Consider the following 13,855-nt stretch of genomic DNA (forward strand, 5'->3'; position numbering starts at 1 on the left):
TGGGACCATGCGCATCGACGAGGCCATCGCGGCATGGACCGCGCACCTCGCCGACGTGCGCCGTCTCTCGCCCGCCACCGTGCGCGCCTATGGCAGCGACCTCGTCGATCTGGCCGCGACCGTCGCACCCGCCGTGACAGACGTCGCCGACATCGACCTCGAGCATCTGCGGGAGTGGGCGTGGCGTGCCACCCAGTCGGGTGCGGCGCGCGCGACCGTCGCCCGTCGCACCGCCGCGGCCCGCGCGTTCTTCGCCTGGGCGCTCGAGAACGGTCTCGTCGAGACGGATCCGAGTCTGCGCCTCATCGCGCCCAAGCGCGCGCGGACGCTGCCCGCCGTCGCCTCCGCCGCCTCGATGCGAGAGGTGTTGGACGCCGCGGCCGCCCGCGCCGCTGACGGCGACCCGCTGGCGCTGCGCGACCACGCCGTCCTCGAGCTGCTCTACGGGGCGGCCGTGCGCGTGTCGGAGCTGTGCGGGCTGGACGACGGGGACGTCGACCTCGGGCGCCGCACCGCGCGCGTACGGGGCAAGGGGTCGAAGGATCGCGTCGTGCCGTTCGGCGGACCGGCGGCCACGGCACTTGATGCCTATCTGCGGGTGGGGCGGCCCGCACTGCTGGCGGGCATGGCTGATACGAAGAGGCGCGGCGCCGGAGGGGCCGCCGACGGCACGGCGCGACGGCCGCAGTCCGACGACGCGGGCCGGACGCCCGGACCCGCGCTCTTCCTCGGGGCGCGCGGCGGGCGACTCTCGACCCGCACCGTCTACGACCTCGTGTCGCGCGTCGTCGGGGGAGCGGTGGGGTCCTCGGCCACCGGTCCGCACGCCCTGCGGCACTCTGCCGCAACGCACCTTCTCGACGGCGGCGCCGATCTTCGCTCGGTGCAGGAGATGCTCGGCCACGCGAGCCTCGGCACGACCCAGATCTACACGCATGTGTCGAGCGAGCGGCTCGTCTCGACGTACAAGCTCGCGCACCCGCGCGCCTGACGCAGCGCGCGCCTGACGCAGGGCGCACCTGACAGAGGGCGCACCTGACCCAGGCGCTCCCGACGCAGGGCGCTTCTGAACGAGCGCGACCCGCCTGTGCGCGGCCTATGGGCGGCGCACCGCGCTCCATCCCGACGCTCGCGCATGAGATGTTCCGGCTGCCCCGGCGCCTAACCTGGACTCATGCCCACACGCTCCTCTCGTCACTCCCTCGCCGCGCTCGTGACCGCGGGTGCGCTGATCGCCGTCCTGTCGGGGTGCGTCCCGATGGGACCGTCCTCGAACGGCGGCGGCTCCGCCCCGCGGCCCGGGACGAGCGCCTCGACGGGGGATGCGACGTCCGGCTCCTCGAGCGCGCCGGGGTCCACCGGTCCCGTCGACTGCGGCGGCGCGGCCGTCACGATCGCGGACGACGACCGGGACCACACGGTCACGGGCGACTGTCCGTACATCGTGCTCGCCGGCGCGGACATCGAGCTCACGGCGCAGGATGCGCAGATCGGCACGCTCGAGATCGCGGGGGACCGGGCTGAGGTCGACGCGGGCGACGTCGACACGCTCACCGTCGCAGGCCAGGAGAACGAGGTCGACGCCGGCGCGATCGACTCCATCGTGCTCAACGGCGACCGCAACGAGGTCGAGGTGCGGGCCCGGGCCGGATCCGTCGCCGTCAACGGCAACGACAACTCCGTGACGGCCGCCGAGCTCGGAACCGTCCTCGACCAGGGTCAGCGCAACACCGTCCGCACCGACGACTGACGCGCCGCGCGACTGCCAACCGCCGCGGGCCCGAGCGAGGCGACCGCCGAACCGGCCAAGCATCGCCGAACCGCAATGCGCCCGCACAGGCCCTGGCGGAGGTCGGTCAGCAGCATGGCAGCAGCACCGCCCGCGGGATCTCGCCCAGGAGCAGCAGTGGGTTGATGTACTGCCCGTCCAGCCGCACTCCGAGGTGCACCGTGCCCGCGGTCGCGTGTCCGCCGGCGGCCAGGGTCGCGACCCGGTCACCGCGTGCCACGACCGCGCCGGGCACGAGCTCCGACGCGACCGGCTCGAGCGTCGTCACGAGCCCGCCGCCGTGATCGATCGTGAGGATGCCGCGCCCCGCCACGGATCCGGAGAATGCCACCACTCCGTCAGCCGGTGCCTTGAGCGCCTCCCCGCCCGACAGATCGAGGTCGATGCCGCGGTGTCCCGGTCCGTACTCGTGCGCGGGCGCCACGAACGGACGCACGAGCCGGAAGGGCTCAGCCGGCCACACCCACCCGAGCGCCGCGAGGTCGAGCGCGTCCTCGGCCGACGTCGTCGCCAGACCCGAAACCGCGGCCCGCGTCTCGGCCACCGCATCCCGAAAGCCCGGATCGGCGGCAGCCGGCCCACCGACACTCAGCACCGACAGCACCACGGCGATCGCGCAGAGAATCCTCGAAGAACGCCGCCACACACCTCGAGCCGGTCTCTGTGCCGGACGGGGGTGCGGGGGCGATCGCAGCATCTGTCCACTGTCGCGTGCTGTTGCACTGCAGACCGCCAGTGCGAGTCCGGTCGGAGGAACGGCACGCCCTCGTCGCCGTGGGGAGGACGCACGACCCGGCTGATACACTGAGGATTGCACCCCGGATATCGGGGTGACTTCGCGTGCCCTCAGCGCCGCGATCCCGGTCTTCGGATCAGGGTCTGGCGCGGCATCCCCACCCATCGGTCTCCCGCGGTCCTCCGCGGGTGCGGGCGTGGAGCCGGGCACCAGGATCGCCGGTCGAATGCACCGGCGGAGACAACCGCAGACGGCGCATCAGCGCCGAGAACAGGAGAACGGCCATGGCCGTCGTCACCATTCGCCAGCTGCTCGACAGCGGCGTTCACTTCGGACACCAGACCCGCCGGTGGAACCCGAAGGTGAAGCGCTTCATCCTCACCGAGCGCTCCGGCATCCACATCATCGACCTCCAGCAGTCGCTGTCGTACATCGACAAGGCGTACGAGTTCGTCAAGGAGACGGTCGCCCACGGCGGAACCGTCCTCTTCGTCGGCACGAAGAAGCAGGCCCAGGAGGTCATCGCCGAGCAGGCGACCCGCGTCGGCCAGCCCTACGTCAACCAGCGCTGGCTCGGTGGTCTTCTGACCAACTTCAGCACCGTCTCCAAGCGCCTCGCGCGCATGAAAGAGCTCGAGGAGCTCAACTTCGAGGACCCCGCCGCGAGCGGGTTCACCAAGAAGGAGCTGCTGATCAAGAAGCGCGAGCTCGACAAGCTGCACAAGTCGCTCGGCGGAATCCGCAACCTGACCAAGACGCCCTCGGCGATCTGGGTCATCGACGCCAAGCGCGAGCACCTCGCGATCAACGAGTCGCGCAAGCTCGGCATCCCCGTGATCGGCATCCTCGACACGAACGCCGACCCGGACGAGTTCCAGTACCCGATCCCCGGCAACGACGACGCGATCCGCTCGGTGGGCCTGCTCACCCGCATCATCGCCGACGCCGCCGCCGAGGGCCTGATCCAGCGCCACCAGCCCACCGACGAGTCCGAGGCCGCCGAGCCCCTGGCCGACTGGGAGCGCGAGCTCCTCGAGCAGGGCTCCGCGGGCACCGAGAAGGTCGCCGACGAGAACATCGCCGCGACGGACGCCGCTGACGCGGTCGACGTCGAGGCCGAGACCATCGCCGCCACCGAGTCCGACGCCGACGCCGCGGGCGCCGCTGCGCACGACTCGGCTCTCGCCGCCGAGGCGGGCGAGCCGGCCGCCGAGGTCGCCGACGCCGAGGCCGCTGACGCCAAGTAACAACCCCCGGCGGGTGTCGAGCGGCTGATCGCCGCCCGACACCCGCCTCGGATCCGCTCGGCGAGGTCGGTCGCGCATCGTCGCGACGACCTCGCCGTCGCATCCTCCCCCCACGCACACGACGCATCGATCCAGCAGAAACAGGAGCAGCCACACCATGGCCAACTTCACCATCGCCGATATCAAGGCGCTGCGCGAGCAGCTCGGCACCGGAATGGTCGACACCAAGAAGGCTCTCGAAGAGGCCGACGGCGACGTCGAGAAGGCCGTCGAGATCCTCCGCCTGAAGGGCGCGAAGGGCAACGCGAAGCGCGCCGACCGCTCCACCAGCGAGGGCCTCGTCGCCGCTCGCGAGGGCGACGGCAAGGTCACGCTCATCGAGCTGGCCTGCGAGACCGACTTCGTCGCGAAGAACGACCGCTTCATCGCCCTCGCCGACAAGGTGGCCGACGCGGCCGCGGCCGTCTCGGCCGACTCCGTCGAGGCCGCCCTCGCGGCGCCCGCCGGTGACGTCACCGTCGAGCAGCTCATCTCCGACGAGGCGGCCATCATCGGCGAGAAGGTGGAGCTCCGTCGCGTGCGCACCCTCACCGGTGAGCACTTCGAGGTGTACCTGCACAAGACCAGCAAGGACCTGCCCCCGCAGGTCGGCGTGGTCCTGGCGTACTCGGGTGACGACAAGGAGACCGCTCGCAGCCTCGCTCAGCACATCTCCTTCGCCAACCCGTCCTACCTGACGCGCAGCGAGGTGCCCGAGTCCGACGTCGAGAAGGAGCGCGAGATCGTCACCGAGATCTCCCGCAACGAGGGCAAGCCCGAGGCAGCCCTGCCGAAGATCGTCGAGGGTCGCGTCAACGCCTTCTTCAAGCAGGTCTCCCTGCTCGACCAGGACTACGCGAAGGACAACAAGCAGTCCGTGGCGCAGGTCGCCAAGGACGCCGGTCTCACCCTGACCGGATTCGCCCGGTTCAAGGTCGGCGCGTAAGACGCCGCTCAGGCCCGCATCGGCGACGGTGCGGGCCTTTTCCGTGCGCGGGGGCGGATGCCGCACCCCGACGCCGCTAGTTTGGAAGCGCGACGAGAGGACCCCCTGACGTGATCGATGAGATGACCGGACGCCGCCGCGTTCTGCTGAAGCTGTCCGGAGAGGCGTTCGGCGGGGGGCAGCTCGGGGTCAACCCCGACGTCGTCAGCCAGATGGCGCGTGAGATCGCCGCGGCGGTCGATCGCGTGGAGATCGCCGTCGTCGTCGGCGGCGGCAACTTCTTCCGCGGTGCCGAGCTCAGCCAGCGCGGAATGGACCGCGGCCGCGCCGACTACATGGGCATGCTGGGGACCGTCATGAACGCCCTGGCCCTGCAGGACTTCCTGGAGCAGGCCGGAGCCGCGACGCGCGTGCAGTCGGCCATCTCGATGACGCAGGTCGCCGAGCCGTACATCCCGCGGCGCGCGGAGCGTCACATGGAGAAGGGCCGCGTCGTCATCTTCGGCGCCGGCGCGGGGCTGCCCTACTTCTCCACCGACACCGTCGCGGCGCAGCGCGCCCTCGAGATCGACGCGCAGGAGGTCCTCGTCGCGAAGAACGGCGTCGACGGCGTCTACACCGCGGACCCGAAGAAGGATGCCGCGGCGACGAAGATCGATCGCATCACCTACCTCGACGCGCTGCAGCGCGGACTGAAGGTCGTCGATTCGACGGCGTTCAGCCTGTGCATGGACAACAAGATGGACATGCGGGTGTTCGGCATGGAGCCCGCCGGCAACGTGACGCGCGCCCTCCTGGGCGAATCCATCGGCACGCTCGTCACGGCGTGACGAGGCCCCGCGGCTAGACTGGGCACTCAGGTTTCAACCGAAGGAGTCACCGTGATCGCCGACGTCTTGGCCGATGCCGGAGCGCGCATGGACCGCGCCGTGGAGGCAGCGAAGGAGGACTTTGCGACCGTCCGCACGGGCCGTGCGAACCCGCAGCTGTTCCAGAAGGTCCTGGTCGGCTACTACGGCTCGCCCACCCCGCTCGCCCAGCTCGCCTCGGTGAGCAACCCCGAGGCCCGCACCGTGCTGGTGACCCCGTACGACAAGTCCGTGCTCAAGGACATCGAGCAGGCGATCCGCGACATTCCCAACCTCGGCGCCAATCCGACTAACGACGGCAACCTCATCCGCGTCACGATGCCGGAGCTCACCGAGGAACGTCGCAAGGAGTACGTCAAGCTCGCGCGCAGCAAGGGCGAGGATGCCAAGGTGCACGTGCGCGGCATCCGTCGCAAGTCCAAGGACGACCTCGACGAGCTGAAGAGCGAATTCGGCGAGGACGAGCTCGCACGTGCCGAGAAGGAACTCGATGCGCTCACGCGCGCCCACGTCGACGCGATCGACGAGGCGCTCAAGCGCAAAGAGGCCGAGCTGCTCGAGGTCTGAGGACTCCACATGACGGACGCGCCCGGTGCAGAGCCGACCGCCGATACAGCGGACGATCCGGCGCTGACGCCTTCCCGACGGGATGCCGCGACCGCGCGTCGCGCGCAGCCCGAAGGGTCCGTGCGGGCCGACGGCGGCGACTTCTCGGCGCAGGTGCGCGCCGCGCGCACCGAGTTCGAGTCACAGGTGGCGCACGCCCGGGCGGAGTTCGACCAGGCCAACGAGCGGCTGAAGGAGCGGACCGGACGCGATCTCATCGTCGCGATCGCCATCGCCCTCGCCATCGGCGCGGTGCTCGTGGCATCCCTCATCTTCTTCAAGTGGGGCTTCGTCCTGTTCGCCCTGGGTGCCAGCACCCTCGGCATCTTCGAGCTCGCGCGCGCCCTGCAGACGACCGGACGCCGCCTCGATCTCGTCCCGCAGCTGGTGGCGGGCACGCTGCTCGTCGCGGCCGGGCTGTTCCTCGCCTCCTGGCTGCACTGGATCTCCCTGTTCCTGGCGGTCGCGTTCGTCATCGTCTGGCGCCTGATCGCGCAGATGGTCGCGAACGACGGACGCACCTACGCCGGCGTGCTAGGCGACGTGCTCATCGCGGGCTTCGTGCAGCTCTACGTGCCGTTCCTTGCGAGCCTGTGCGTGCTCCTGCTGCGTCAGGAGGGCGGCGAATGGTGGGTGCTCGCGTTCATCATCGTGGTCGTCGCCTCCGACACCGGCGCCTACTCTGCGGGACTCGCCTTCGGCAAGCACCCGATGGCGCCCAAGATCAGCCCCAAGAAGACCTGGGAGGGCTTCGCGGGAGCGGCGGCCGCGGCTCTCATCGCGGGCGTGCTGGTGGCGCTGTTCATGCTCGGTCTGCCCTGGTGGTGCGGCCTGATCTTCGGCGCGCTCATCCTGGTCACGGCGACCGCGGGCGATCTCGGCGAGTCGATGGTCAAACGCGACCTCGGCATCAAGGACATGAGCTCGTGGCTGCCCGGCCACGGGGGAGTGCTCGACCGCCTCGACTCCATCCTGCCCTCCGTCGCCGCGGCCCTCGCCCTGTTCTACCTGCTCTCCCCTCTGGCGGCCTCATGACCCCCGACGACGCGTCCACCCTCGAGACCAGCGCGGGCCCGGCCCCCGCTCCGTTCCCGACGACGACGGGACGCACGAAGGGGTACGACAAGGCCGCCGTCGACGCCTTCCTGGAGGCCGCGCGCACCTCGTTCGAGGCCGATCCCGCCGACGCCGAACTGAACGCCGGGGACGTGCGCCGCGTGGCCTTCCCGCTCGTGCGCCACGGTTACACGATCGCCGCGGTGGATGCCGCGCTCTCGCGCATCGAGGACGCCTTCGCCGGGCGGGAACGCACCCGCGCGGTCAGCTCGCGCGGCGCACGGGCCTGGGTGGGACGCACGAGGGAGACCGGCCAGGTCATCCTCGACCGTCTGACGCGGCCCCCGCGGCACCGCTTCGAACGGGTCGGCATCCTCCACTACGGGTACCGCGTCGACGAGGTCGACCTGATCGCCGACAAGCTGGCGCGCTACCTCGAGTCGGGCGAGCCGGTGACCGTCGAACAGGTGCGCTCGATCGCGTTCCGGATGCAGCGCGGCGGCTATCGCGAGGTGCAGGTCGACGCGGTGCTCGACGCCGTCGTCGAGGTCATGCTCGCCGTCGTCTGACCTGGCACCGGTCCGGGGGTCCGGGTAGACTCGGCGGCACTGTGACTCCCGGCGACGACCTGACTCCTGCGGCCACCCGCCGGGCTCGTCGCGAGAGGGACATCGCCCACCGCCCTTCCCGCGGGAGGAGTGCGATCGCACCCCGCGACGAGCAGGGACCGGCACGGCCGGCATCCTCCACGTCGCCCCGCTGGTCGCGTCGGCGCGGGGTCGTGGCCGTCTTCGCCGCGCTCGCCGCCGTGGGCTTCGTGGCCGCCTACGTGGGCCCGATGGGAGTGACGCTCACCCGCGCCAGCGCCGAGGCGCAGCCCCTTCCCGTGACCCTGTACGCGAGCGCGCGCGACGACAGCCAGTCCTATGCGGCCGGCTACGCCGCCGGGCGCGAGGCCGCGGCCGCGGCGGACGCCGCTGCGGCGAGTCTCGGCCGCGACAGCTACGAGGTGTACGTCACGCCGAAGCCGACCCCCACGCCCGAGCCGGTGCCCGAACCCGAGGAGACCAGCTCGTCGCGCGAGTCGTCGTCCAGCGAGCCGGTCGCCGCGTCCCGCCCGTTCTACACCGGCGGAGGATCGTCGTCGGAGTGGATGTCGGCGGCGGGCATCGCCGAGAGCGACTGGGGCTACGTCGACTACATCGTCAGTCGTGAGAGCGGCTGGAACCCGAACGCCACGAACAGCTCCTCCGGAGCGTGCGGGCTCGTGCAGGCGCTGCCGTGCAGCAAGGTGCCGGGCAACGGCTACGACCCCGTCGACAACCTGCGGTGGGGCAACGGCTATGCGGTCGGGCGATACGGAAGCTGGGCCTCGGCCTACGCCTTCTGGACGTCCAACCACTGGTGGTGACGAGTCACACATGCCCCGCTCCCACCGCCGGCGCTCCGAGCAGCCGGATGACGACTCGTTCGCCCGCCTGCTGTCCGGCTGGAAGCGCACCGAGGTGCGCCGCGGTCAGGAGTGGACGATCCAGCCCGTGTCCGAGATGCAGGCGGTGAAGTCGTACACCTGTCCCGGTTGCGGCCGGATCATCGAGGCGGGCGTCGCACACCTCGTGGCCTGGCGCGCCGACGGGGTCCTCGGCGACGGCGCCGACCTCGCGGCGCGCAGACATTGGCACACCCACTGCTGGAGGATCAGCTGACATGGAGATTCGCGGACCGCTGCTGCTTCCCGCCCGCCGGGAGGAGATCGAGCTCGAGACGCTGGACGGGCTGACGCTCGTCGGTGAGCTCGCCATGCCGCTGGACCGCGACCCGGTGGCGACGCTGGTGACCCTGCATCCGCTGCCGACGGCAGGCGGCTTCATGGACTCGCACATCATCCGGAAGGCCGCCGCGCGGCTGCCGGCCCTCGCCGATCTCGCCGTGCTGCGTTTCAACACACGCGGCACCACCTCGCCGCGCGGCATTAGCGAGGGCGCCTTCGACGGCGGCCGGAGCGAGGCCTTCGACGTCGCAGCGGCGATGGACCTGGTGTCCGAACGCGGGCTGCCGCACCCGTGGCTGGTCGGCTGGTCGTTCGGCACGGAGCTCGCGCTGAAGTACGGCCGCGACCACCCCGTCGAGGGTCTCGTGCTCCTCTCGCCGCCCCTGCACCGCGCCACCGACGAGGAGGTCGCCGCCTGGGCCGGCGACCACCGCCGTGTGATCGCCCTCATCCCGGAGTTCGACGATTACCTGCGACCGGATGCCGCGGCCGAGCGCTTCGCGTCGATCCCCGACGCCGTTCTCATCCCGGTCGAGGGCGGCCGGCACCTCTGGGTGGGGGAGTCGCAGACCCGTCGCGTGCTCACCGAGATCGTCGGCGCCGTCAATCCGGCCGCCCTTCCGCTGCCGCTGGAGTGGGACGGACCCCTCGGCTGAGGCCGCCCGGAGCTCGTCTCCGGGCGCGGCTCCGAGCCTCGCCACCGCGCCGACACGACGTCAGCGCGGGAGCGCGTCAACGCTCGTTCTGCCGCGGGATGATGACCTGGCGGTAGATGATCAGCACGCTGGCGGCGACCGGGATCGCGATGAGCGCGCCGAGCAGGCCGAGCAGCGAACCGCCGGCCAGGGCTGCGATGACCACGACCGCACCCGGCACCGAGACGGCCCGGTTCATGACCTTCGGCGACAGCACGTAAGCCTCGAGCTGCATGTAGATCAGGTAGTAGATCGCGGCGATCCACCAGGCGTTCGGCGACCCGAGCCCCGGGATGAGGCAGCTCAGCACGATGATCGTGGAGCCCGTCAGCGTGCCGACGAGCGGGATCAGCGAGAAGAAGAACGCGATGACGGCGAGCACGGCGGGGAAGGGCGCGCCGATGATGCTCAGGAAGATCGCGCTCAGGATGCCGTTGATGACGCCCATGGTGACCTGGCCCATGACGTAGTAGCCGACGGAGTCGGTGATCTGCTCGGCGAGGTCGATGAAGCGGGGGCGCTTGGAGGCCGGTACGAGCTGGTACACGGCGGTCTTGAGCGACGGCGTCGACGCCGTGAAGTAGATCGTGAGGATGAGCACGATGAAGGCGCCGCCGAGTCCGGCGAACAGCGCGATGCCCGCGTTGATGACACCGCCGGTGATGACGCCCCAGTTGTCGACCAGCCAGGTCTGGGCGTTGCCGATGGCGTCGTTGAGGAAGCCGGGCGGAAGACCGGGGAAGCGCTCGGACAGCCAGCGGTTGACGTCGGTGAGGAACTGGTCGAGCGTGCGGCTGGAGAGGAACTCGGTGATGGTGTTCACCAGCTGGCTCACCTGGCCGACGATGATCGGCACGACCATGAGCACGATGCCCGCGAAGAGCGCCAGCACGAGCACGATGGTGATGAGCACCGCGAGCCAGCGGCGCAGCCCGCGCCGCTCGAGGAACGACACGACGGGCTCGAGTCCGAGGGACAGGAACAGCGCCGTGCCGACGTACAGGAGGATCGTCGACAGCGTGGAGACGCTGCTGATGAACAGCAGGCCGAGGCCCACCCCGAGCGTCGCGACGAAGGCGACGCGGAAGGGGTTCTGGAATTTCACGGGGGTCTCCTGCCCGGGGGACGGCGGCGAGGCGGTCCTGTCAGGATAGTGACTGGTCCGAGCGCGACACGGCATTGGGCTGCTCCCTGGGGACTTTCAGGTCGTCTTCGCTAGTCTGAAATGTCGATGAGACGGTCCGAGCGGGGTGCCCGCGGACCTCGGGAAGGTGTCTTTCGTGCGATTCGTGTGGGCCGTTCTGGCCTTCGTCCTGGCCGCCGCGATGATCGGCGCAGGCATCGCGCAGCGGACGGTCTTCCAAGGACCCAAGACGCAGACGGAGTCCGTGTCCCTGTCGCAGGACACCCCGTATGTGCTCGTGGACGGTTCGGTCCTCAACAGCCTGCCGGGCGCTCAGACCCTCCGCGCGGAGGGCAGCGGGACGATCTTCGCCGCGTACGGGCGCACCGCCGACGTGAAGGCCTGGCTGTCGGATACCGATTACGTGCAGGTCGGTGTGGGGGAGAACGGCGCGCTGACCACCTCCGAGGTGCAGCCGACGGCGACACCGGCTCCGACGAGCGGAGCGACGGACACCACGACCGACGCCGGGACGACGGATGCCGCGGCCGCCGCGACCCGCGATCCCATCGGCTCCGATCTCTGGCTCGATGAGTTCCAGCAGGACGACCAGCTGGTGGCTCCGCTGCAGCTTCCGTCCGACATGAGCGTGCTCATCGCCGGGGACGGCACGAGTCCGGCGCCGGCCGACATCTCGGTGTCGTGGCCGATCGGCAACGCGACGCCGTGGGCGGGACCGCTCATCGTCGGTGGCGCGCTCCTGATGGCCGTGGGCGTCTTCCTCTACATCCTCGGCATCCGGCACGTCCGGCGCTCGAAGGGTCCGCGACGCAAGGGCCTGCCGCTCCCGGTGACGGAGCCCATCGACCTCGCGACCGCCGAGGCCGACAAGGGCGTCATCAGCAGCGGCTCCTCGCGACGGTCCCTCGGCCGCGGTCGTCGCACCCTGCTCGTCCCGGTCGTCGCCGTCTCGGCGCTCCTGGCGACCGGCTGCTCGGCCGACGCCTGGCCCACCGTCGGCGGCACGGCCAGCCCGACCCCGTCGGCATCGGTGATCGTGCCCGAGGGACAGCAGTCCCCGGCGGTCACCGAGGCACAGGCGGAGCGGATCCTCGCCCGCGTCGCCGACACCGTGGCCGAGGCCGATGCCGCGAGCGATCAGGCTCTCGCCGCGACACGGCTGGACGGCGCCATGCTCGCCGAGCGCACCACGAACTACGCGCTGCGGTCGTCGATCGCCGATTACGCCGCGCTGCCCGCCGTGCAGGCCAAGCCGCTGCGCATCGTCCTGCCGGTCGCCTACGACGCCTGGCCGCGCACCGTCATGACCGTCGTGGACGACCAGGCCGACAAGGTCTCCAGCGTCATGATGCTCACGCAGGCCGACCCGTGGTCCGCCTTCAAGCTCACCTACATGGCCAACCTGGAGGCATCCACCGAGCTGCCCGAGCTCGCGGCCCCCTATGTCGGCGCGCCGCAGGTTCCGCCGGGATCCGACTTCCTGACCCTCGCGCCCGACAAGGTGGCCGCGGCCTACGCCGACATCCTCAACAACGGCGACGCGAGCACCTACCTCAGCCTGTTCGACGCCGACAGCGACAGCTTCCGCACGGGAGTCGCCGCGGACCGCCAGAAGCGTCTCGACGAGTTCAATCAGACCGCGGCCGACACGGGCAGCCTGACGTTCGAATCGTCCGCGGGAAGCCAGCCCCCGCTGGCGCTGGCTACGCTGGAGAGCGGTGCGATCGTGGCGGTCAACCTCAATGAGACCGACACCGTCAAGCCGACCAACGCCGACGCGGTGATCAAGCTGACGAACAACCCGACCGTGAAGGCGCTCGTCGGGGCGGAGCAGTCCGCGACCGGCTTCACCACGACCTACAGCGACCAGCTCTTCTTCTACGTGCCCGGCCAGGGATCGACGGAGAAGATCCGTCTGCTGGGCGCCTCGTCCCACATCCTCGACGCGAAAGTGATCCCGTGACCGATCCCGCCCCCGGAGCCGTCCTGCGCGGAGCCGTCGACCTCTCCTCGCTGCGCAACCGCCCGGCCGCTCCCGCGGCGGCCCCCGGCGCGGTATCTCCCGCGGCGTCGGGCGGCCCGACCGTCCCGCTCGTGATGGACGTCACCGACGAGACGTTCCCGCAGGTGCTGGAGCTGTCGCGCACCGTCCCGATCGTGGTCGACCTGTGGGCGGAGTGGTGCGGCCCCTGCAAGCAGCTCAGCCCGATCCTGGAGCGGGTCGTCACCGAGCTCGCCGGGCGGGTCGTGCTCGCGAAGGTGGACGTCGACGCGAACCCCCAGCTGTCGCAAGCCTTCCGGGCGCAGTCGATCCCGATGGTGGTCGCCCTCGTCGCCGGGCAGCCGGTTCCGCTGTTCACCGGAGCCGTGCCGGAGGCCCAGGTGCGCGAGGTGCTCGGTCAGCTCCTGCAGCTCGCGGCCCAGAACGGCGTGACCGGCACGGTCACGCCCGCCGACGCGGCCGAGCCCGCCGCCGCGGGCGCGCCCGAGGAGCCGCCGCTGCCGCCCCTGCACGCCGAGGCGTTCGACGCCATCGAGGCCGGGGACTACCCCCGCGCCGTCGCCGCCTACGAGAAGGCGCTGGCGGAGAACCCGCGCGACGCCGATGCCCGCGCCGGTCTCGGACAGGTGCGTTTGCTGGCCCGGGTGCAGGGTCTCGACCTGCAGGAGGTGCGGGATGCCGCGGCCTCCCGCCCGACCGACGTCGAGGCCCAGTTCGCCGCCTCCGACCTGGACCTGGCGGGCGGCCACGTCGAAGACGCCTTCGGACGGCTCCTGGACCTGTTCTCGATCCTCCCGCCGGAGGACCGCGCCCCGGTGCGGGAGCGCCTGTTGGAGCTGTTCGCCCTCGTCGGCGACGCGGACCCGCGCGTCGTCGCCGCGCGCCGGGCGCTCACCACACTGCTGTTCTGATCATCGCCCGGGTGCGGCCCGGGAACGCCGAAGGCGGGTGAGCT

Annotated in this window: 15 protein-coding genes; 13 read left to right on the forward strand and 2 right to left on the reverse strand. The window is 71.0% G+C overall.

Features of this window, described 5'->3' with window-relative positions:
* The first annotated feature begins 7 nt into the window (after positions 1–7).
* Positions 8–991: a tyrosine-type recombinase/integrase gene (locus tag ABC304_RS12590; protein WP_412931114.1), complete on the forward strand. Its 984-nt coding sequence runs from the start codon at positions 8–10 to the stop codon at positions 989–991.
* 183 nt (positions 992–1,174) lie between these two features.
* Complete coding sequence (locus ABC304_RS12595) at positions 1,175–1,750, forward strand: DUF3060 domain-containing protein (protein WP_412931116.1); 576 nt, start codon at positions 1,175–1,177, stop codon at positions 1,748–1,750.
* A gap of 106 nt (positions 1,751–1,856) precedes the next feature.
* On the opposite strand, the gene ABC304_RS12600 is transcribed toward ABC304_RS12595, so the two are convergent.
* A complete protein-coding gene (locus ABC304_RS12600; protein ID WP_412931118.1) occupies positions 1,857–2,333 on the reverse strand; it encodes a murein hydrolase activator EnvC family protein in 477 nt (158 codons plus the stop codon).
* A gap of 476 nt (positions 2,334–2,809) precedes the next feature.
* On the opposite strand from ABC304_RS12600, the gene rpsB reads away from it, so the two are divergent.
* The 9 genes from rpsB (at position 2,810) to ABC304_RS12645 (ending at position 9,715) form a co-directional block, all read left to right on the forward strand.
* Positions 2,810–3,772, forward strand: a complete 963-nt coding sequence (gene rpsB, locus ABC304_RS12605) for a 30S ribosomal protein S2 (RefSeq protein ID WP_412931120.1) — start codon at positions 2,810–2,812, stop codon at positions 3,770–3,772.
* 157 nt (positions 3,773–3,929) lie between these two features.
* On the forward strand, positions 3,930–4,757 hold the full coding sequence (gene tsf, locus ABC304_RS12610; protein ID WP_412931122.1) for a translation elongation factor Ts: 828 nt from the start codon (positions 3,930–3,932) through the stop codon (positions 4,755–4,757).
* 110 nt (positions 4,758–4,867) lie between these two features.
* Positions 4,868–5,587 (forward strand): UMP kinase, encoded by a 720-nt coding sequence (pyrH, locus tag ABC304_RS12615; RefSeq protein ID WP_127095628.1) that lies wholly within the window; start codon positions 4,868–4,870, stop codon positions 5,585–5,587.
* Between the two features lie 51 nt (positions 5,588–5,638).
* Positions 5,639–6,193 (forward strand): ribosome recycling factor, encoded by a 555-nt coding sequence (gene frr, locus ABC304_RS12620; protein ID WP_127095627.1) that lies wholly within the window; start codon positions 5,639–5,641, stop codon positions 6,191–6,193.
* 9 nt (positions 6,194–6,202) lie between these two features.
* The gene (locus ABC304_RS12625; RefSeq protein WP_412931124.1) at positions 6,203–7,267 is read left to right on the forward strand and encodes a phosphatidate cytidylyltransferase; all 1,065 of its coding nucleotides are present in this window, start codon (positions 6,203–6,205) and stop codon (positions 7,265–7,267) included.
* Entirely contained in the window at positions 7,264–7,857 is a 594-nt protein-coding gene (locus tag ABC304_RS12630; protein ID WP_412931125.1) for a DivIVA domain-containing protein, read from the forward strand. Before ABC304_RS12625 ends, ABC304_RS12630 begins: the two co-directional genes overlap by 4 nt.
* Positions 7,858–7,898: 41 nt before the next feature.
* Positions 7,899–8,699, forward strand: a complete 801-nt coding sequence (locus tag ABC304_RS12635) for an aggregation-promoting factor C-terminal-like domain-containing protein (RefSeq protein WP_412931127.1) — start codon at positions 7,899–7,901, stop codon at positions 8,697–8,699.
* Positions 8,700–8,709: 10 nt separating this feature from the next.
* On the forward strand, positions 8,710–8,994 hold the full coding sequence (locus ABC304_RS12640) for a hypothetical protein (RefSeq protein ID WP_412931129.1): 285 nt from the start codon (positions 8,710–8,712) through the stop codon (positions 8,992–8,994).
* A 1-nt stretch (position 8,995) separates the two neighbouring features.
* Positions 8,996–9,715, forward strand: coding sequence for an alpha/beta hydrolase (locus ABC304_RS12645; RefSeq protein WP_412931130.1), 720 nt, complete (start codon positions 8,996–8,998; stop codon positions 9,713–9,715).
* A 76-nt stretch (positions 9,716–9,791) separates the two neighbouring features.
* Here ABC304_RS12645 and ABC304_RS12650 read toward each other — a convergent pair whose 3' ends face one another.
* The gene (locus ABC304_RS12650) at positions 9,792–10,859 is read right to left on the reverse strand and encodes an AI-2E family transporter (protein WP_412931132.1); all 1,068 of its coding nucleotides are present in this window, start codon (positions 10,857–10,859) and stop codon (positions 9,792–9,794) included.
* A gap of 175 nt (positions 10,860–11,034) precedes the next feature.
* Between ABC304_RS12650 and ABC304_RS12655 the strand changes: the two genes are divergently transcribed.
* A complete protein-coding gene (locus ABC304_RS12655) occupies positions 11,035–12,861 on the forward strand; it encodes a DUF8094 domain-containing protein (RefSeq protein WP_412931134.1) in 1,827 nt (608 codons plus the stop codon).
* Positions 12,858–13,811 (forward strand): tetratricopeptide repeat protein, encoded by a 954-nt coding sequence (locus ABC304_RS12660; protein ID WP_412931136.1) that lies wholly within the window; start codon positions 12,858–12,860, stop codon positions 13,809–13,811. The genes ABC304_RS12655 and ABC304_RS12660 overlap by 4 nt, the downstream gene beginning before the upstream one ends.
* Positions 13,812–13,855: the final 44 nt, after the last annotated feature.

The sequence above is a fragment of the Microbacterium jepli genome (assembly GCF_047237905.1).
GTDB lineage: Bacteria > Actinomycetota > Actinomycetes > Actinomycetales > Microbacteriaceae > Microbacterium.